Here is a 20,615-nt window from a genome sequence, read left to right on the forward strand (position 1 = left end):
CCGCGGGCAACGCTTCAGTCCCCTCGGGCCATGTCTCTTCCTCTGTGAGTATTGCTCCGAAGCTGAATCAAATAGTCATCGTAAACGATGATGCTCCGAGACAACTCGTAGCGAATTCAGGAAGCTTTGCTTGTCGCTGATATCGCCGCCTTTCCCTTCAACAAGCTCTAAAAAAACAACAAAGTTTACGAAAATAGCTTAAGTTAATGAAGTAGTAAGGATAAATAAAAAAAGCTACAGGTTAGTCAGCAGCTTTTTTTACTCCATTATTAGTGTTGGAACGGATTTCTTTCCTTTTCTTCTTTCAATTTTGCTGGGGTTACATCATTACCTTCCTTATCAACTACTTTTACTGACTTCAATTGATTTTTCAGTGATTTTCTTACATTTTTTAAATACGCTTCCCGAAGATCCTTTTGTTCCTTTTGTTCTTTTAAGGAAAGACCTTCTTTTTTCGATTTAGCAGCCAGTTCATTTATTCGTTGAAGCTTTTCGTTACTAAGCATAACATACCTCCGTGTGTACTATCATTATCCCTTATGGTACCCAACTGATGTAAATCTTTCAAGTTTTCACTTCGGAAGTCACTTCTTATATAGAATCCTTATCGGTTATCTCTGTTAAAAATTTAATGTTGATTGTCCCTTCAGGATACTACTGCGATTACTCGTCCCATTAAGAGCACTGTTACTTTTCTCACCGGAGTTTCGCATCCCCCGCTTCAATTAACACTATTTCAAATTCAACACTGTTCTTTAACAGGGCCCCCATGGAAATGAAAATTTTACTCTACTTGGAATGGACCACAGCGAATTACAAATCTGATTCGTATCTTCTCGGTAGCCTATACGTTAATAAAATAGCGGATTTAATTGGATGCAAATGTATCTAATACTACAGGTATATGGATTTTTTGCCCAGGATAAATAGTTTCATTAGTGAGGTTATTATAAGTTTTGATCCAGTGGACCATCTGCTCTGTTGACATGTCACTCCCTATACCATTGCTTGTCGCAATGCTCCACAAAGATTCCCCTTGAGTTACTGTCCATTCAGACGTTATGTATTCTTTCATTTCCTTAGGTTCTCCTGCAGCTGTTGATGTCCAAAAAAATAATCCCGCCGACAATATTAATATAAAAATGGATGCATCTGCACTCTTCTTTACTTTATTTAAAATAAAACTCATCATTTATCTCCCCTAACAGAATGTATGTTCTAAAATCAGTCTAACAAGAACATTAGTTCGTGTCAATGTTTTTGTAGAACGAATGTTTGCACCGTTTCCTAGTACATGGTATAATGTTCCTGTAAGATTAGAAGATTCTACATATTTTCAATTCACGAAAGTTTGACATAGCAAATACAACAAATTAGAGGTGGGAAATAATGACAGATCTTTCGCAACGACAGCAAGATATACTTAAATTTATAAAGGAAGAGGTTCGTGTAAAGGGTTACCCCCCTTCCGTTAGGGAAATAGGGGAAGCTGTAGGGCTTGCTTCCAGTTCTACTGTACATGGTCACTTAGCACGATTGGAAAAAAAGGGATACATCCGGAGGGATCCTACAAAACCCCGGGCAATTGAGGTAATAGGGCAAAACGAAGACAGCAGGAATGTAACAGAGACACCTTCTATTTATGTGCCAATTATCGGGAAGGTTACAGCAGGACAACCTATTACTGCTATTGAAAACGTTGAAGAATATATCCCATTACCTGCACAATTTGCCCATGACGAAAACTCATTTATTTTAGAGATTTCTGGGGACTCTATGATAGAGGCTGGAATATTCGATGGAGACTATGTAGTTGTAAAACAACAGAAAACAGCAAACAACGGAGATATCGTTGTGGCAATGACAGAGGAAGATGAAGCCACCGTAAAACGTTTCTTCAAAGAAAAGGATTATATAAGATTGCAGCCGGAGAATTCAACATTGGAGCCTATCCTTTTAAAAAATGTATCTATATTAGGAAAAGTCATCGGAGTCTTCCGAACCATTCATTAACCATAAGAGAGACACATTTTCAAGCTTACGGAAAGGGAGATGAAAACGTGTCTTTTTTAGTGTTGCATTACATTTGTAAAATGATTAGATTAAAACTGCAATAGAGCTGAAGAACATTAACGCTGCTAATAGCATGACCAAAAAACACACAATAGAAAAATTAATTTCCCTTTTATGAATTAACCCTTGAGGCAGTGCCTTGTGTCAATCTAGGACTTCCTTATTTTCCTGAAATAAAAGAAATTGATTCCCCGTAACTTGAAAAATCTCTGTTATAATTTTTTTAAGAGTTATAAATTAAAAGTGCGGGTGTTAATTCATGAACGTGATTGTTTTAGACTTGGAAACTACAAGACAAACGAAAAGAAATCCTATGCAGCACATTATAGAAATTGGGGCTGTTAAGCTTATTAAAGCGGGAAACCAGTTTAAATATCACTCTAGCTTCCAATGCTATGTTCTACCCCCTACTTTATATGTGAGAAAAGGGGATCGGGAATTTATAAAGGCTACAAAGGATGATTTCAAACATGCCAAAAAATTAAATCGTGCCATGAATGAATTTGTTCGATGGATTGGAAATGAGCCACATTACTTATGCACATGGAGTGAGTCTGATCTACACATACTTATTCGGAATTATGCTTTTTCCCAAAGGTTCAACTTAAATTGGATTCAAAACTATAATGATCTCCAAGAAAAGTTTGGGGAAATGATCCAGGTGAAACAGCAAATTTCATTGACTAATAGTTTAAAGCTTGCGGGTCTAACTGTAAAAGGAAATCAGCACAGCGCTATCGATGATGCTATCAACACTTCTAGGATTCTAATGCTTTATTACCCACACATTACTTTAGAGAAAAATAACCAAGCTAGTATATTTTCAAAATTCACCGTTTTTGTTTATAGTAAATGTTCTAAATGCGGTCAAATAAAACATGCAAAGGAATTTCCAGCAAAACGAAGAAGCCGCTCCAATAGGGGGGCCTGCTTAGAATGCATGATGTTAAAGCAACGAAAGAAAAAAATTCAGAAATTGGCAAGAGTATTAAATAAGGTTGCTTATCATTCCAAAAACGAAATAAAAAGGAAACAAAGAGGGTGACTAAAATATCCTTTAACAAAGACCACCATGGACAATGAAAATTTTAGTCTCCTTGGAGTGAGCGCAGGTCAACGAGACTCCTGCGGAAGAAGGGTTTAGCCGAGACACCTCAGAGCGAAGCTCGAGGAGGCTCGACAGATGCCCCGCGGAAAGGGAGTGAAAGCATTTTGCGACGAGTTGTGACGAGGAAACGAAGTGGTGCAGCAACAGACCGTAGCGAATGACATCCAAATTCGTATTTTCAGGGTAGCTTTTTTTTAAAATCCATAGTAACTTTTATCATTTTCATATTTTCTCATTTTAGAATAGGCAATATCTAATTTATTTTGAATATATACTTGAGGATTGGAAGTTTTGACTTCTCCTTCTAACTCTTGTATTTTAATATCAGCAAACATTCCAGCAACCCTAGCTAAGTGATCAATTGTAGCCATCAACGTACTGTTGTCTTCATAATTTTCCGATGCAATCCTTTGGATATCATCAATTTTCTCCAATATTCGTTTTGTTTCCTCTAAAGTAAAATGACTCATTGAACCTCCCCCTTTTTAATTGTTATTTAAATTGTATGAGGGATAAAGTCATTTATGGTTATTAAATTTTTTTCCAAAACATAGAAGCCCCTGATACGAGAAGTGTATCAGGGGCTTTTCTTTCACTATTAGTAGCTAGTCATATACTGCTCTCTCTCCCATGGGTGCACTTGCGTACGGAACATATCCCACTCGATTTCTTTCGCTTCGATGAAGTGTTCTAGTACGTGCTCACCTAAAGAGCTTGTAATAACTTCGTTTTTCTTAAGTGCCTCAAGAGCTTCTTTAAGAGTAGATGGTAGGGCATCAATTCCTTCTGCTGCACGCTCCCCTTCGTCCATTGCATAGATATTTCTATCTGTTGCAGGAGGAGGAGTTAACTCGTTGCGGATACCATCTAAACCAGCTGCAAGCATTGCTGCCATTGCAAGGTAAGGGTTTGCCGCTGGGTCTGGACTACGAACTTCAACACGTGTGCTTAGACCTCTTGAAGAAGGAATTCTCACTAATGGAGAACGGTTTCTCATGGACCAAGCAACATAACAAGGTGCTTCATATCCAGGTACTAAACGCTTGTAAGAGTTTACTGTTGGGTTAGCAATTGCAGTGAATGCTGCGGCATGCTTTAAAATTCCTGCTAGGAATTGTAATGCTGTTTCACTTAATTGACCAGGTGCATTTTCATCAAAGAAAGCATTGTCCTTTGGACCGCGGAATAAAGACATGTTAGCATGCATACCGCTTCCGTTTACACCGAATAACGGCTTCGGCATGAATGTAGCGTGTAATCCGTGCTTATGTGCAATTGTTTTAACAACTAATTTAAATGTTTGGATGTTATCACAAGTAGTTACAGCATCCGCATATTTAAAGTCAATTTCGTGCTGTCCTGGAGCTACCTCATGATGAGATGCTTCAATTTCAAAGCCCATATCCTCTAGCTCAAGCACGATATCACGACGGCAGTTTTCCCCTAGGTCAACTGGTGCTAAGTCGAAGTATCCACCTTTGTCGTTTAATTCTAAAGTTGGTTCTCCTTTTTCATCTGTTTTGAAAAGGAAGAACTCAGGCTCTGGACCAATATTGAAATCTGTAAAGCCCATTGCTTTCGCTTCTTCTAAAACTCTCTTCAATGCTCCACGTGGATCACCAGCAAATGGCGTACCATCTGGATTGTAAACATCACAGATTAAACGTGCAACCTTTCCTTTTTCTTGGTTCCAAGGGAAGATAACCCAAGTATCAAGATCCGGATATAAGTACATATCAGATTCTTCGATTCGTACAAAACCTTCAATGGAAGATCCGTCAAACATCATTAAATTGTCTAATGCTTTAGGAAGTTGGTCTACTGGAATTTCCACGTTTTTAATAATTCCTAGCAGGTCAGTAAATTGTAAACGGATATACCGTACATTTTCTTCTTTTGCCATACTAAAAATGTCTTCTTTAGAATATTTGCTCATTAACTTTCTCCTCCTTGTGAATAATCCATTGAAGATTAATAGAAAATTACCACGTTCCCTATCAAAACATCAATGCAGCAACAACGAGTTTCAATTTTCTAACAATCCTTTTTCCTCGTGTTCCTCTTGGCTTATGTATATAGTAACGAAGATTGAATCACTTGTGTTGAATGATGTCAGATTATCTGACATGGTAATTTATCTGACATCATCAATGTAAATTTGCTAACTACTGTGGTAATAGGCTTTACAGCGTTTTCAGAAAGACGAAAATATTTTAAATTTTATTAGTTATTGTTCGGAAAAAAATAACTTTATATTCCATTAAATGTTATTTATCTCCCACAACCCTTTTTCTAATAGGGATCTTATGGCATCCACTACACCTATTTTTACATGTTCATAAGTAAGTCCACCTTGTACATAAGCTGTATATGGGGGACGAATGGGTCCATCTGCCGTTAATTCAATGCTCGCCCCTTGAATAAAGGTTCCTGCTGCCATAATGACAGCATCCTCGTACCCAGGCATGGGGCTAGGATGAGGCATAACATGTGCATCAACTGGAGATGAGCCTTGAATGGCTTGGCAAAAAGCAATCATTATTTCTTTTGTTGGAAAGGATACAGACTGAATTAAATCTGTTCTTGTAGCATTCCACACTGGAGATGTTTCCATGCCAATTTCTGATAAAAACCTAGAAGTGAACATGGCACCCTTAACCGCTTGATTTACCACATGGGGAGCCAAGAAGAGTCCTTGATACATTTCTAGAAGACTATATAAGGTTGCTCCTCCCTTTAATCCGATGCCAGGTGCTGTTAATCTAGCAGCACATTGTTCAATGTATTTGTCCTTACCTACAAGGTATCCACCGGTTTTAACAATTCCGCCACCAGGGTTTTTAATTAATGATCCCGCCATCACATCGACACCAACATCTCCCGGTTCCTGCAGCTCTACAAATTCTCCATAGCAGTTATCAACAAATACAATTAAATCTTCATTGATTTCTTTAATAAAACGTACCATCTCACCAATTTCAGCCACCGTAAAGGAAGGACGGTTATCATATCCTTTGGAACGCTGTATTCCAATTACCTTCGTTTTTTCATGGATCATTTGTTGAACAGCAGGGTAATCCATACGACCTTCCTTCAATGGAGTGTATTGATAGGTAATTCCAAAATCCTTTAACGACCCGTTTACTTCCCCGCGAATTCCAATAACCTCTTCCAAAGTATCATATGGCTTTCCAGTAATGTACAGGAGCTCGTCACCCGGCCTAAGTAAGCCGAAAAGGGCTGTGCTTATGGCATGGGTACCGGATACAATTTGGGGCCTTACAATTGCCTTTTCTCCCCCGAAAACTTGAGCATAAATCTTTTCTAACGTTTCACGTCCTACATCATCATAACCGTATCCAGTTGATGCTTGAAAATGGTACTCCGATACTTGATGTTCTTTAAATGCCTTTAATACTTTCCGTTGATTTGCTTCACTAAGTTTTCCTCGCTCAAAAAAAGCTGGTTGTAATTCCTGTTCAACCTGTGATACTAACTGATCTAAATTTACGTTATCATCGTTCATCTGTTTCTACTTCTCCTCTATTCTCTCTTGTTTGCATTTCATGATAGATAGCTGATTCTGCAGTAGCATAGCCGCGAACAATATAACATTCATTCTCTTCATCAAATTGTTGCTCTGTCTGAATGGTCTCCTTTTGTAGACGGTGCAGCCATTTCCCTTCCTCTGCTTCAATATGAACAACATAAGGGGAAAAGTTCTCTTCCATAATGGACTCCACCTTTTTCTTAAGCTTGTCCAGGTCGGAAGTGTCGTGTGCACTAATTAAGGTAGATGCCCCTGTTGAATAGGAAAAGAAATCGTCTGTAAGGAGATCTCTTTTATTATAAACGGTAAGGATCGGGATATTTTCGGCGTCTAGGTCTTCCAACAGCTTGTATACCGTCTTCTCATGATTCGTATAATCAGGGTTGGATGCATCAACTACATGTAAAATTAAATTAGCTTCCTTTACTTCCTCTAGGGTAGAACGGAAGGCGGCAATTAATGCCGTTGGTAGCTGCTGAATAAATCCAACTGTATCCGTTAGTAACACTTCCATACCAGAAGGAAGCTTTATTTTCTTTGTTGTTGGATCTAATGTGGCAAATAACTGATCCTCCATATACACCTCGGCCTCGGACAATTTATGGAGCAAAGTGGACTTCCCAGCATTTGTATATCCTACAAGGGCAATTTGAAAGGCCTGATTTTTCTTTCTGCGGCTACGGTATCGTTCCCTATGGGAAACTACTTGCTCCAATTGTTCCCGAATATCTGCCATTCTGGAACGGATATGTCTTTGATCCACTTCTAGTTGTGTTTCTCCTGGTCCCCGTGTTCCAATCCCGCCCCCTAAACGGGAAAGGGCGAGACCTTGACCTCGTAGGCGAGGAAGTAAATAATTCAACTGAGCCAGTTCTACTTGCAACTTACCTTCTCTAGATTGGGCCCTTCTAGCAAATATATCTAAAATCAACTGGGTACGGTCAATTATTTTAATGTCTAATTGATTAGATAAATTGCGAAGCTGAGATGGGGAAAGCTCATCATTGAAAATAACGAGCTCCACTTCCTTCTCCTCAATAACCGCTTCTAACTCTTCCACCTTTCCACGTCCGATATAAGTGGCGGAATCTGGTTTTTGCCGATTTTGGGTCATTTCCATCACCACGACACCGCCGGCTGTTTTCGTTAATGCCTCCAGTTCCTCCATGCGATAAAGAAAATCCTCCTCATTAATATGAGGAGTCTTAAGTCCAACGAGGAGTACTTTTTCTTCCTGGATGTTGCTGTGTTCGTTCATGAGTTTGTTGCTCCCCCTATTCCAAGGAAAGATCCGTATGATAAAAGGCATGTGATAAATCTACACCTTTAATGGTCATTAGATCTTCCGTATCATAATTTCCTTCTTCTAGTAGTCTTACAGCTTGTGCTCTAATGGAACGCTCTAATAAATTACGGATAAATCTACCGTTACTGAAATGGGCCTCCTGCTTTTCCTTCGTATACTTTAACAGATCCTGTAAAGTTGCCTCTGCCCTCGCATCTAATCGATAATCCCTTTCCTTAGCCATCTTATGTGCCATTCTGATTAATTCATTGATCGAGTAGTTAGGAAAGGTTACCTTCATGGGAAATCGAGATGGAAGACCTGGATTAAGTTTTAAGAACCTTTCCATTTCTTTAGGATAACCAGCTAAGATCAAAACAAACGAATGCTGCTGATCCTCCATTGCTTTTACTAATGTATCAATTGCTTCTTTACCAAAGTCCTTTTCCCCACCCCTGGCTAATGAATAAGCTTCATCTACAAATAATATCCCACCAAGGGATTTTTGCACAAGTTCTCTCGTCTTTTGAGCTGTATGTCCTATATACTCTCCAACAAGATCTGCTCTCTCTGCTTCAATTAGATGGCCTTTTTCTAATACCCCCATATCTTTGAAAAGTTTCGCAATTAATCTTGCAACTGTTGTTTTACCAGTACCAGGATTCCCTTTAAACACCATATGCAATACTTGTTTGCCGGCTTTTAATCCTTCTTCCTGACGTTTTTGATTTAAATAAAGCCAAGCATAGATTTCTTTCATAAATTGTTTAATATTAGAAAGCCCAATAAACTCATCTAGCTCTTTTTGTATTTGCTTATATGCCCTATGCTCGGGCTTTGTTAACATGTCCGATTCGTTATGGGAGAGGAGAGCTTCCTGCTCTGATGTTTTTTTTAGTACAACATTGATTTGTCCTTTTTTTCTCATTCTTGCTGCCTGTTCCAACGAGGTCACCATCCTCTATTGTATAGTGGAAATTATTTACTCACAACTACTATACGCAAATGAATCGAACTCGTGACAAATGCCCACGAAATTCTTATATAATAATACCCCTCTTATAATACTTATTTACAAGGGCTCGGACCATATTCAGAGAAGTTGGAAAAGAAGTATTAAGCAAGGCTATTTTCGCAAACTTTATTGTTTTTTAAAGCTAGGAAAAGTGGGTTGATATATCTTATATTCCTTGGTGCAAATTCACTTGCATCGACTTTTACCCTGAAAAACAAATCATGAGTTCATTTGCTACGGCCCGCTCCCTTTCCGTGGGTGACCTGTCAAGCCCCCACGGGCTTTGCCCTGTGTGGTCTTGGCTTGCTCGTTCTTCCGCAGGAGTGTCGTGGAACTCCGCTCATTCCAACGTAGATTAAAATTTTCATTTTCCATGGTGGGAATTATCATTTCCATGGAGGTCTACCAATGTAAAAAGGTACTCTCTTTGGTTGAGAGTACCTTTCTTTTGCAGCTTAGCTGTCTTTGTCTTGATTCAGTTGAACATTTCGTTGAGGAGAAAAGGTGGAAATAGCGTGTTTATATACTAATTGCTGCTTTCCATCTGTATCTAAGATAACGGTAAAATTATCAAAGCTTTTTACATACCCACGGAGTTGGAATCCGTTTAATAAGAAAACTGTTACTGGAATATTCTCTTTTCTCAACTGATTCAAAAATTGGTCTTGGATATTTACTGGTTGTTGTTTCATCGTCAGCAGGCCTCCCTCTTATCACATTATTATCTATATTCGATATTTAAAACAGCTTTCCTTCAACAAAATGATTTATTTCTCTAACCTTTTTTTTTCGATCCTTTGTCATGTCAAACCAGGTGATGTCCATTTTATTTCGAAACCATGTTAATTGGCGCTTTGCATATCTTCTGGAATTTCTTTTTAATGTTTCAATGGCCTCTTCTTTGGAGACATCTCCTCGCAAATATTCGTATATTTCCTTATAACCAATTGCTTGAACCGATTGACAATCATGGATGCCTTGATTATATAACCGCTCTGCTTCTTCAATAAGTCCCTCTTTGACCATCATATCTACTCTTAGGTTAATTCGTTCGTAAAGTTTTTCCCGCTCCATCGTTAATCCAACAATGATGGTGTTATAAGGTGAGGTTACTGGCTGCTGTGGTCTTTCACCTATGGTTTTTCCAGTTAAATGGAATACCTCTAAAGCGCGGATCACCCGGCGAACATTGTTCGGATGAAGTTCCTTATAGCTTACAGGATCTATCTCCTTTAGTTTTTCGTGCAAAGCTTCATTACCATATTGATTAGCATAGTTTTCTAATTCTTCGCGGAATGCTTCATCTCCTTCTGATTTAGAAAAATCATAATCATATATGACAGAATTTACGTACAGGCCTGTACCGCCTACTATGAGAGGAAGTTTATTTTTGTCGTGGATCGTTTGTATGTATTCTTTTGCCCTTTGCTGAAATTCTGCAACGGAAAAGGACTCCAGTGGATCTTTAATATCAATAAGATAATGGGGAATCCCTTCCATTTCTTCTTCCGTTACCTTTGCAGTACCTATATCCATACCGCGATAAACCTGCATCGAGTCTCCGCTGATAATTTCACCATTTAGATTTTTTGCTAACGTAATTCCTGTTTCTGTTTTACCTACAGCGGTAGGTCCAACAATTACAACTAAATTTGTCATCATTAGTTAGATCCTTCCATTTCAATAGTACCAAAATGATAGGTTGCCGAAGGGCGTACTTGAACTGAAAAGCCAAATTTTTGAAAGCGGTCGCTTCTGAAATGGTCCTTTAATACGACACGTTTCTTCGCCACTCTTTTCGCTTCCTCCAAAACCTCCTCTGTAAAGGAAGATTTTACCGTAAAAGGACGCATCGGGTCAAATCCATTAGACCCTGAGACTTCTTCTTCAAACATTGGGTCGAAATAAACGACGTCCATAGAATCTGTCTCGGCCTTTCTTAGCCACTCTAGATTGGAATGGGAGTATACCCGAATTCGCCTTAATGCTTCATCGATTTCAGAAACATTGCTTTCATAGTTAGATAACCCACTCTTTACTATAAAAGCAATCATTTCTGATTCTTCTATCCCTATTACCTCTCCATTAGGGCCTGTAGCTAAGCTTGCTATGATAGCATCAGAAGCAAGGCCCATTGTGGCATCAAGAAAGCTATCCCCTTCCTTTAAATTACACGCTTGGACGAGGGGATCTTCCTTTGTTTTCATCCATCGCTTTGCCCGAAACATGGCCGCATTGGGATGGAAGAAAAAGGGATCCTGCTCTTGCAGGGCTTGGGCAGTAATTCGCTCCTTCCCAACAACGATAACAGAAGCTTTGTGCTTAGCGATCATACCATCCACCGATTGTTTATTTCTTGACTTATAAGGGATGTTCAACTCTTTTGCAATCTTTTCGGCCTCACGAATGATGGAGTCATTAGGGCGTCCAGATGTGGTTACTATTACATCTTTCATCTTATTCCTTCCTCATCACATAATTCTTTTAAACATTCGTTCCATCTCATACGTAGAATAATGAATGATGACAGGTCTGCCGTGTGGACATGTGTAAGGCTCTTCACAAGTCCGTAACGTTTCTAAGAGGCGAAACATTTCATCCTTTGTTAAATATCTATTTGCCTTAATGGCTGCTTTACAGGACATTAAAATTGCCGCTTCTTCCCTTAGTTTGCCTATATCTATACTATCTTTATCCTTTATTTGTTCCATCATTTCTTCGATTAGATCCTTTTCCTGTCCCTTTGGAAACCATGTTGGATGGGAACGGACTAGGTAGGTTCTCGTTCCAAATGGCTCTAGTTCAATACCTATTTCCTTTAGAAGGTGTCCCCTTTCCTTTATTCGTTCTTCTTCCCCTTGTGTCACTTCAAAGGTGAGAGGTACTAATAAATCCTGAAGGGTGTGGTCTACATCAGCTACTTTTTCTCGGAAATATTCATACTTAATACGTTCCTGTGCTGCATGTTGGTCGATGATAAATAATCCTTGGTCATTTTGGGCCAAAATATACGTCCCATGTAACTGTCCAATGGGATAAAGAGTGGGAAGATCTTTATCAATGTTGTCATCCGTTTTGATGATTGAGGCTGTTTTTGTAGATGGGAGCTCCTCTATTGGAGTATCCAATACAGCAGCCTGTTCTTCTACAAGTGAAGCCCCTTCATACTCTACTGCCTTATTGAGTTGGAGATTCCTATCTTCCTGCCTATCTTCCGTATCAACAGTAGCAGACGTAGATGTTTGGGAGGTAGTGAATGGGAGTGCCACTCCACTATCCTCATTACGTAATGAGTCTTCATGTTTGGGTGTTTTCAAGGCCTGTCGGTCAGGTTGCCCGAAGGAAGTCTTGGATTCTAGTTCATGCTCTAAGGTGAATGTAAGCTGTTCCGATTTCGGCCTTTCCTTTCTAGTGTTATTCACCTCTGGTATAAATCTTGTCTTTTGAAACACTTTTTTAATAGCTTCTGTTACTAATTCCTGTAATGCTTGTTCTTTACTTAAACGAACTTCCAATTTTGATGGGTGAACGTTCACATCGATCAGGATTGGATCCATTTCTATATGAAGGATGACAATGGGATGTTTCCCAATAGGAAGGAGGGTATGGTAGCCCTCTTGTATTGCTCTCACTAAAGCATAATTTCGAATATTCCGGCCGTTAATAATAGTAGACATGTAGGATCTATTGGAACGGGTTACCTCCGGTTTCGCAATATAGCCCCTCACTTTAAAATCTAATGATTCCCCTTCCACAGGTAGCATATTTTTTCCAATAGATGAACCGTAAATGGCCGTTATTACCCGTAATATATCCCCATTCCCTGCTGTTTTTAACAACGTTTTATCATTGTGTGTCAGGTGGAAAGCCACATTTGGGTGGGCAAGGGCCATTCTGTTAATTACATCAGAGATATGCCCCAGTTCTGTATGAATCGTCTTTAAGTATTTAAGACGTGCTGGGGTATTATAAAACAAGTCCGTAACAACTATTTCTGTTCCTTTGCGGGCAGAGGTGGAGCCCTTATGCGTAATCCTGCCACCTTCTAACCTTATTTCATGTCCTTTTCCTTCCCCACTGCTAGTTTTTAATGTAAGTTTACTGACAGATGCAATACTCGGTAGTGCCTCACCACGAAAACCTAATGTTGCAATACGAAATAAGTCTTGGGTCTCTCGGATTTTACTGGTTGCATGACGACTGAAGGCCGTTTCCACGTCATCCTCTTCCATCCCATCTCCATCATCCAATATCCGTATGAAAGACAGGCCACCTTCTTCAATATCCACTCGAATATGCTTGCTGTTTGCATCAAGGGCGTTCTCTACTAGCTCTTTCACTACAGAGGCAGGACGTTCTACCACTTCACCGGCGGCTATTTTATTAGATAGCTGATCGCTTAATTGAAAGATTTTCCCCATAGATAGCACCCCGTTATTTTTTAAATATTTTGCGTTGTAGTTCGTCTAGTACTTGTATTGCTTCTATTGGTGTAATATGAAGCAAATTGAGAGATTTAAGTTTGTCTAGTACTTGCTTTTCTTTCGTTGTCAGCTTTTCTAGCTCTTTTTTATTAGGAGACAATTCTTCTCCAAATAGATTTAGCTGCATTTCTGTGATGGACGGTGCAACTTCCTCCCGGGCTTGTACAATCTCCTGATGAGCGGAGTCTATATTACGACTTGAATGATCTTCTCGATGAGTCCCCTGTTCAAAATAATGTAAAATCGTTTTTGCACGGGAAATGAGCTGTTGTGGCAGGTCTGCCAGCTCCGCTACATAGATCCCGTAGCTTCTGTCCGCTGCTCCGTCAATAACCTTATGGAGAAAAACTACCTTACCATCCTCTTCCACAGCTGACACGTGCACATTCTTTAGTAAAGGTAATTGCTCCTCTAATGTGGTTAATTCGTGATAATGGGTAGAAAACAAGGTTTTCGCACCAATTTCATTATGAATATATTCCATGATAGATTGGGCTAATGCCATTCCATCATACGTAGAGGTACCCCTGCCGATTTCATCTAATAATATCAAACTATTTTTCGTTGCACGGGTTACGGCATTCTTTGTCTCTAGCATCTCCACCATAAAGGTACTCTGTCCTTGGGCAAGGTCATCGGCAGCGCCTATTCTCGTAAATATTTGATCAAAAATAGGAAGACTTGCCTCCGTTGCAGGAACAAAGGCTCCAATCTGTGCCATGATAGAAATCAATGCCAGCTGGCGCATGTACGTGCTTTTACCTGCCATATTAGGACCAGTAATAAGAAGCATCCCACGTCCTTCATTTAATTGAATATCATTGGCTACATAATCTCCGGAGTCAATCATCTGCTCCACTACAGGGTGTCTTCCGTCCACAATGTTCACTTCACCGTTTTCTTTAATAACTGGTTTTACATAGTGATTTCGTTCGGCCACCTCTGCGAATCCTTGAAGAACATCGATAGTGCTGAGAACATTGGCTAGTTGCTGGAGGGGACGGATAAACGCCTTTACCTGCTCCCGAATTTCCATGAATAACTCGTATTCAAGCTTCCCGCTTTTCTCTTCTGCTTCTAAGATTAGTGCTTCCTTTTCCTTCAGTTCTTCCGTAATATACCGTTCTGCATTGGCTAGTGTCTGCTTTCTTTCATAACGACCTTCTGGAAGATTAGGGATATTTGCCTTTGTAACCTCTATATAATAGCCAAAAACCTTATTAAAGCCGATTTTCAAGGATTTTATCCCCGTTTCTTGTCTCTCCTTCTGTTCAAGGGAGGCAATCCACGTTTTTCCGTTACGCATCGCATCTCTGTAATTGTCTAATTCAGGGTGATAACCGTCTTTAATTACATTACCATCTGTTATGGTTAATGGGGGATCTTCTTTTATACTTTTTTCCAGTAATTCTTTAAGCTCATGGCAGTCATCCACACCCTCAATAAGTTTCAAGGCAAATTCGTTTCCTAATTCCTTTACCGTGTCAAAAATTCGTGGAACTTCCTGCAGGGATCTCTTCAACTGAAGCATGTCTCTAGCATTCACATTACCGAAAGCTACTTTCCCTGAAAGGCGTTCCAAATCATATACTCCATTAAGCTGTTCCTTCAAGGCTTCCCTTTCAAAGAATCTTTCCATTAAAGTCTCCACTAGCTGGTGACGGTTCTCAATCATCGTTTTTGAAATAAGAGGACGCTCAATCCATTGTTTTAACAGTCTCCCACCCATGGCAGTTTCCGTTTCATCCAAAACCCAAAGCAAGGACCCTTGTTTTTTCTTCTCTCGTAGGGTTTCTATTAATTCAAGGTTTCTACGGGAATGTACATCAATCCCCATATAATCATTGGGTAAATAATAGAATGCCCGTTGGATGTGATCTAAGCTCCTCTTCGTCGTCCTAAATAAATATTGAATTAATTGAAGACAGGTGTTCTTAAGCTCCTTATCCTTAATCTCCTCTATTAAATTATTTACTAGGCCATCGTTAGCCAATTCATCCTCAAAGGAAAGGGCTGCTCCTAATCTTTCCTTCAGCATAGCCTGTCCTTCATTGGGAAAGGAAGAAGAGACAACTACTTCCTTTGGCCGGAAGCGGGCTACTTCGTGGATAAGATCCTCCAGTCCACCGGAAATATTCGTAACTAGAAATTCTCCCGTTGTCATTTCCACTGCAGCTAACCCAAATTTATCTTCTGTAAAAGGGGTAATAGATAATAGATAGTTATTATCCTTTTCCTCAATAATATTTCCTTCCATCACCGTTCCAGGTGTAATTACCTGAACTACTTCCCTGCGGACAACTCCCTTCGCTTGCTGAGGATCCTCCGTTTGTTCACAAATAGCTACTTTATAGCCTTTCTTTATCAATTGAGATATGTACTGTTCCGCAGAGTGGTGGGGAACACCACACATAGGGATACGTTCACTTTCTTCTCCCTTTCCTCTGCTCGTTAATGTAATCTCTAATTCTTTCGCTGCTTTCTTCGCATCTTCAAAAAATAACTCGTAAAAATCTCCTAAGCGAAAAAATAAAAAGGCATCCTCATACTGTGCCTTAATCTTTAAATATTGCTCCATCATTGGCGTTTGTTTTGCTGCCATGGTAATCCTCCAAATACTAACTTTTAGTCTACAAAATATTATAACATACGACAGCATATCTGCTAATCTATTGTATAAGGAATATCCAGCCAACGGAGCCAATTTTTCATGACTTCTTTCTCTTTATGGGTCAAAAATTCTTGAATTCCAGAAAATATTTTGATTACTTCCCTTTGTAACACTTTCTTTTCTTCACTGTAATAGGCTCTTATAGCTTCTGGAGGAATGGTGACGAACGGAATTTTCTCGTTTAAAAAAACTATTTCCAACCATCGAAAAAAGGTCTCCCCATCGTCTATAAATTTATACCAGGTTGGTAATGTGCGGTACTCGAACCCATTAAAGGAATTGATACGTACGGCTCCCAAGCGTCCGAAGCTTTGTCTACGAGAGGGATTAGTGTGTTCATATTTGCAGCTAAAGGGCAGTGCTATTAAAGCATCCAATAATGCTACTTTTCGATAACTTGGACGTTCATTGGAAATATGAATGTGTCCCCCAAGGAGAAATCTTCCTTTAGGATTTTCTTCTGCAACAATATTTAACTGATTCTTTACGGCGCGATTTTCTAAAGCCTTTTTTAAACGTAGGAATTCTCTCTGTAACTTTAATCCCGTCTCTTGTGGCCTCGCCCTTAATTCAATGATCGGTTGGAAAAACTTATTCCCTTTCCTCAAAAGTGCACGATCTACTCCAATCTGCTCCTGGGATACATCGGACACTGGAATTGCCACAAAGGAGCCATTTATCCGCTTCCTAGCCATCACCTCTAAATCTGCACCTAATAGTTTTTGAGTATTCTTATAGGGATTGTTATCTCCAATATACGGAGAAGGAGTCGAACTGTGATGAACAGAAATAACGGATATTTCTTTCCCTCGCCGCTGTATATGGGAAGTGAAGGCAGGAATATTCAAGTAATAAGCAGACATCATAGCTAAATCTAACAACTCTTGTCCTAAATAAAAACGATTAATCTCCTTTCTCCTTATCATAGAAAAGGATTGTTCACCAGGAAGTTGTACTTGTATCCGTTGTGGGAAAAATTCTTCTCCGTGAACAATTAGCTGAAAGGCATTGTTATTTTCATTAGTGACTTTTATATTATGTACGCTTAAAATTTCTTCCATATCATTCCCCTCCTTTTTATGCCTTCATTAACCCTTACTATTAAAAGGGTTCTATTTCTATATAAATGCTGTATTCTAAAGATTTTCTCCTGCGATTACTCGTCGTATAAAGACCACTATTGTTTTTCTTTATATATAAAGAGGCTTGGATAAGCTACAGGCGGACGCTTTCCGCGGGCAACACTTCAGCCTCCTCGGGAAAAACGCCCTGCGGTGTCTTCAGCCGTTGCTTTTCCCGCTGGAGTCGCCGCCTTCCGCTTCTCGAAGCTTTTCAAAAATAGAAAAAGAGTTTACGAAAACGGCCTAATAAAAAGAAATAAGGAAGAAGAGACAAATCTTCTTCCTAATGCATTATTCTTCTAAATCACCCATGAGGAAGTTTGGATCTAAGTCTTCAAAGTCTTCATCTGCCACATCATAGTCCCAAACTTTGTCGTCCCAGTCGTCACTTACACCATCTGGATTCACGTAAACGCAAACCTTCGTTTCACCGATTACTTCCACTAGGAATTCTCTTTCCACTTGTACGTTTACGTCTGTTCCATTGGAGGCGATTGTTGCTTCTAACGTATTAGGCTGCTGCACCGCTCTTGCTACTACCTCTAATTGATCTGACAGGACGTTTTTATCCTGCATGGCTAAAGGTACCACATCTGTATACGTAACCGTTTCAGTGGCTACGTCTGTCTTCGTATTATTGCTGTAGGAATACCAGATATTAATATCGTACTTCCCACGTACTTCGATAGCATCACCTTTTTTTGCTGCCTCATATTTGTGATTAATAATCCAACATCCTAAAATACTAGTAGGTTGGTTTGCAGGTGCTATTGCGTGACTTGCCTGCGAAAACTTTCTTCCCTTTCCACACACGGCTTTCGTAATAATCTCTCTGTAATTAAGCTCTCTGTCTGCTGGTGACATGCTTTTCCCTCCTCAAACAATTGATTGCGCGCAGCAAACGAAATTCCTAGGAATCAAGACGGTTTCACTTGCATGATATGCAAGACAAATGACCAATGTGATAATTAAATTATCTGCCTACTGCAACCTATGAAGCTTTCTTCTAAATGGTTCCTTTTTCATTGGTCCTTTCTTACCGAAGGGCATGAATCCAGGCTGCTAGTGCACATCACTTCATAGAAATGTCTATTATTCTAATAGTTCAATTATGTATATGTAACAATAATGAAGTTCATGATTGAGAAGTGATAAATAATTATTTTTTATATTAAAAACTCCTATCTAAACTACTCTAAAAGCTTTTTGTCATTTCTAAAAATAAAAAAGATGCCATAAGGTAGAAACCTTATAGCATCCATTGTATTAATGTTCACAGTATTAATGTTCACATCCGTGGGCATCGAAAGGACTCTTCGTCGTTGTACCTTTTAATACATCTCCACCAGTGGACTTAATAATTTCATTTGTTACATTATTAGATATGGTAGTGCTGACTAATTGAAGAAGATGATTAACATCCGTTTGTGACTGCTTAAATTCTTTTACTAAAGGAATTTCATCTAGCTCATCTTGCAAGGAATCAATTTTCTCTTCCACTGCTTTTAGTGCTTCCTGCTTTTGATAATGCTGAAGGTTAACTGCTTCCTTCTGTAGGGATTTAATTTGTGCAATAATTTCTTGTACTCGTAAATTTTCATTGATTTGCAGTTCTGCACGCTTGAAGAAATCTACTTCTTCCGTTTCGGCGATCATTTTTGCAAGTTCCTTTGCATGATCTACAATTTGTTGCTTTGTGTATTGCTTTGACATTGTTATTTCACCTCGGCAGTTTCTACTACATGACCATTTAGTGACCATGATTTTGCTTCTGTAATTTTTACATGAACAATTTGACCAATGCTTGATTTCGGTGCTTCAAAGTTTACGAGACGGTTCGTTCTGGTTCGACCAGCTAATACGTTTGGGTTCTTTTTACTTTCTCCCTCAACCAATACCTCAACAATACGCCCTTCGTATGCTTTATTTTTCTTTGCTGAAATTTCATTTACTACAGCATTTAATCGTTGTAAACGATCTTTTTTCACTTCTAGAGGAACATTATCCCGCATTTTCGCAGCTGGAGTTCCTTCACGAGGAGAGTAAACATACGTATAGGCACTGTCGTATTCCATTTCCTTCACTAAGGATAGTGTATCTTGGAATTGCTCCTCTGTTTCATTAGGGAATCCTACGATAATATCCGTTGTAAATGACGCATGTGGAATTGCTTTTTTAATTTTATTAGCTAATGTTACATACTCTTCACGGGTGTATTTTCTTGCCATTAACTTTAATACATCGCTATTACCACTTTGTACTGGGAGGTGGATATGTTCTACAAGGTTTCCACCTTTGGCTAACACTTCAATTAAATGATCGTCAAAATCCTTTGGATGACTAGTGGTGAAACGAACTCTAGGTATATCTATTTTACGAATTTCATCCATTAGATCACCAAGTCCGTAGTTCATATCCGCTAAATCTTTACCATAAGCATTTACGTTTTGACCAAGTAGCGTTATTTCCTTGTAGCCATTTCGAGCAAGGTGACGTACCTCTTCAATGATATCCTCAGGACGACGGCTTCTTTCCTTACCACGAGTATAAGGAACGATACAGTACGTACAGAACTTATCACAGCCGTACATAATGTTTACCCAACCTTGAATTTGGCCTTTGCGGGCACGTGGCATGTTCTCAATGATGTCCCCCTCTTTAGACCAAACCTCAACAACCATCTCTTTATTAAAGATAGCATTCTTTAATAGAGTAGGTAAACGGTGAATATTGTGCGTACCGAAAATAAGGTCAACTTGCTGGTGTTTCTGAAGGATTTTATTTACTACTGATTCCTCTTGTGACATACAGCCGCAAACGCCAACAATAAGCTCCGGTCTTTCACGCTTCAACGGTTTTAAGTTACCAATCTCACCGAAAACTTTATTTTCCGCATTTTCACGAATGGCACATGTGTTTAATAGAATTACATCTGCATCCTCTGTTTCCGTAGTGGATTCGAAGCCCATATTTAATAGGATTCCAGCCATGTTTTCAGAGTCATGCTCGTTCATTTGACAGCCATAGGTGCGAATAAGGAATTTCTTCCCTTTTCCAATCTCTCTCATATCTTCTGGAATCTCGAAATCATAGTGGATTTCAACATTCTCTTTCCCACGCTTTTTTGCTTGTTTTAAATCTGGTGGAATATACGTTGTTTGGAAATATTGAGAGAAGTCTTTACCCTGGTCGGATTTTTTGTCCGCAGAATAAGTTCCCTCCGCTGCTTGTGTTTGCTGTTTACGTTGTTGTTCGTTCATTTCCAAGCTCCTTTCGTTTTCTAGCTTTTTATGAAAAATTTTGTATTT

Annotated in this window: 18 protein-coding genes; 2 read left to right on the plus strand and 16 right to left on the minus strand. The window is 39.2% G+C overall.

The genetic code is table 11. The annotated features are described in order from the left end of the window. Positions 1-269: 269 nt before the first annotated feature. Together J2S74_RS04765 and yneA are read right to left on the minus strand one after the other, a co-directional pair. Complete coding sequence (locus J2S74_RS04765; protein ID WP_307322506.1) at positions 270-506, minus strand: DUF896 domain-containing protein; 237 nt, start codon at positions 504-506, stop codon at positions 270-272. 362 nt (positions 507-868) lie between these two features. Beyond that, positions 869-1,189, minus strand: coding sequence for a cell division suppressor protein YneA (gene yneA / locus J2S74_RS04770; protein ID WP_307322508.1), 321 nt, complete (start codon positions 1,187-1,189; stop codon positions 869-871). Positions 1,190-1,389: 200 nt separating this feature from the next. Here yneA and lexA point away from each other — a divergent pair, with 200 nt between their 5' ends. Next, positions 1,390-2,013 carry a transcriptional repressor LexA gene (gene lexA / locus J2S74_RS04775; protein WP_307322510.1) on the plus strand — a complete coding sequence of 208 codons (624 nt, stop codon included), beginning with the start codon at positions 1,390-1,392 and terminating at the stop codon, positions 2,011-2,013. A gap of 319 nt (positions 2,014-2,332) precedes the next feature. Next, complete coding sequence (locus J2S74_RS04780) at positions 2,333-3,118, plus strand: 3'-5' exonuclease (protein ID WP_307322514.1); 786 nt, start codon at positions 2,333-2,335, stop codon at positions 3,116-3,118. A 257-nt stretch (positions 3,119-3,375) separates the two neighbouring features. Here J2S74_RS04780 and J2S74_RS04785 read toward each other — a convergent pair whose 3' ends face one another. The 14 genes from J2S74_RS04785 to miaB form a co-directional block, all read right to left on the minus strand. Beyond that, the gene (locus J2S74_RS04785; RefSeq protein WP_307322517.1) at positions 3,376-3,651 is read right to left on the minus strand and encodes a hypothetical protein; all 276 of its coding nucleotides are present in this window, start codon (positions 3,649-3,651) and stop codon (positions 3,376-3,378) included. A gap of 128 nt (positions 3,652-3,779) precedes the next feature. Continuing rightward, positions 3,780-5,117 carry a type I glutamate--ammonia ligase gene (gene glnA, locus J2S74_RS04790; RefSeq protein ID WP_307322519.1) on the minus strand — a complete coding sequence of 446 codons (1,338 nt, stop codon included), beginning with the start codon at positions 5,115-5,117 and terminating at the stop codon, positions 3,780-3,782. Positions 5,118-5,441: 324 nt separating this feature from the next. After that, positions 5,442-6,707 (minus strand): methionine gamma-lyase family protein, encoded by a 1,266-nt coding sequence (locus tag J2S74_RS04795; protein WP_307322522.1) that lies wholly within the window; start codon positions 6,705-6,707, stop codon positions 5,442-5,444. Continuing rightward, entirely contained in the window at positions 6,697-7,989 is a 1,293-nt protein-coding gene (gene hflX / locus J2S74_RS04800; protein ID WP_307322525.1) for a GTPase HflX, read from the minus strand. Before hflX ends, J2S74_RS04795 begins: the two co-directional genes overlap by 11 nt. Before the next feature lie 16 nt (positions 7,990-8,005). Beyond that, positions 8,006-8,962 (minus strand): stage V sporulation protein K, encoded by a 957-nt coding sequence (gene spoVK, locus J2S74_RS04805; protein ID WP_307322528.1) that lies wholly within the window; start codon positions 8,960-8,962, stop codon positions 8,006-8,008. 524 nt (positions 8,963-9,486) lie between these two features. Next, positions 9,487-9,723 (minus strand): RNA chaperone Hfq, encoded by a 237-nt coding sequence (gene hfq, locus J2S74_RS04810; protein WP_307322531.1) that lies wholly within the window; start codon positions 9,721-9,723, stop codon positions 9,487-9,489. Between the two features lie 46 nt (positions 9,724-9,769). After that, positions 9,770-10,693, minus strand: coding sequence for a tRNA (adenosine(37)-N6)-dimethylallyltransferase MiaA (miaA, locus tag J2S74_RS04815; RefSeq protein WP_307322534.1), 924 nt, complete (start codon positions 10,691-10,693; stop codon positions 9,770-9,772). Then, on the minus strand, positions 10,693-11,487 hold the full coding sequence (locus tag J2S74_RS04820; protein ID WP_307322536.1) for a class I SAM-dependent methyltransferase: 795 nt from the start codon (positions 11,485-11,487) through the stop codon (positions 10,693-10,695). The genes miaA and J2S74_RS04820 overlap by 1 nt, the downstream gene beginning before the upstream one ends. Positions 11,488-11,502: 15 nt before the next feature. Continuing rightward, positions 11,503-13,452 (minus strand): DNA mismatch repair endonuclease MutL, encoded by a 1,950-nt coding sequence (gene mutL / locus J2S74_RS04825; RefSeq protein WP_307322539.1) that lies wholly within the window; start codon positions 13,450-13,452, stop codon positions 11,503-11,505. A gap of 13 nt (positions 13,453-13,465) precedes the next feature. Beyond that, on the minus strand, positions 13,466-16,117 hold the full coding sequence (gene mutS, locus J2S74_RS04830) for a DNA mismatch repair protein MutS (RefSeq protein WP_307322541.1): 2,652 nt from the start codon (positions 16,115-16,117) through the stop codon (positions 13,466-13,468). Between the two features lie 62 nt (positions 16,118-16,179). Then, positions 16,180-17,247 (minus strand): putative amidoligase domain-containing protein, encoded by a 1,068-nt coding sequence (locus J2S74_RS04835; protein WP_307322543.1) that lies wholly within the window; start codon positions 17,245-17,247, stop codon positions 16,180-16,182. 351 nt (positions 17,248-17,598) lie between these two features. Next, positions 17,599-18,171 carry an outer spore coat protein CotE gene (locus J2S74_RS04840; RefSeq protein ID WP_307322546.1) on the minus strand — a complete coding sequence of 191 codons (573 nt, stop codon included), beginning with the start codon at positions 18,169-18,171 and terminating at the stop codon, positions 17,599-17,601. Positions 18,172-18,588: 417 nt separating this feature from the next. Then, a complete protein-coding gene (locus tag J2S74_RS04845) occupies positions 18,589-19,020 on the minus strand; it encodes a YlbF/YmcA family competence regulator (protein ID WP_307322549.1) in 432 nt (143 codons plus the stop codon). Positions 19,021-19,022: 2 nt separating this feature from the next. Continuing rightward, entirely contained in the window at positions 19,023-20,567 is a 1,545-nt protein-coding gene (gene miaB / locus J2S74_RS04850; protein ID WP_307322551.1) for a tRNA (N6-isopentenyl adenosine(37)-C2)-methylthiotransferase MiaB, read from the minus strand. Positions 20,568-20,615 lie beyond the last annotated feature (48 nt).

Origin of the sequence: Evansella vedderi, assembly GCF_030813435.1 — a bacterium.
GTDB classification, from domain to species: domain Bacteria; phylum Bacillota; class Bacilli; order Bacillales; family Salisediminibacteriaceae; genus Evansella; species Evansella vedderi.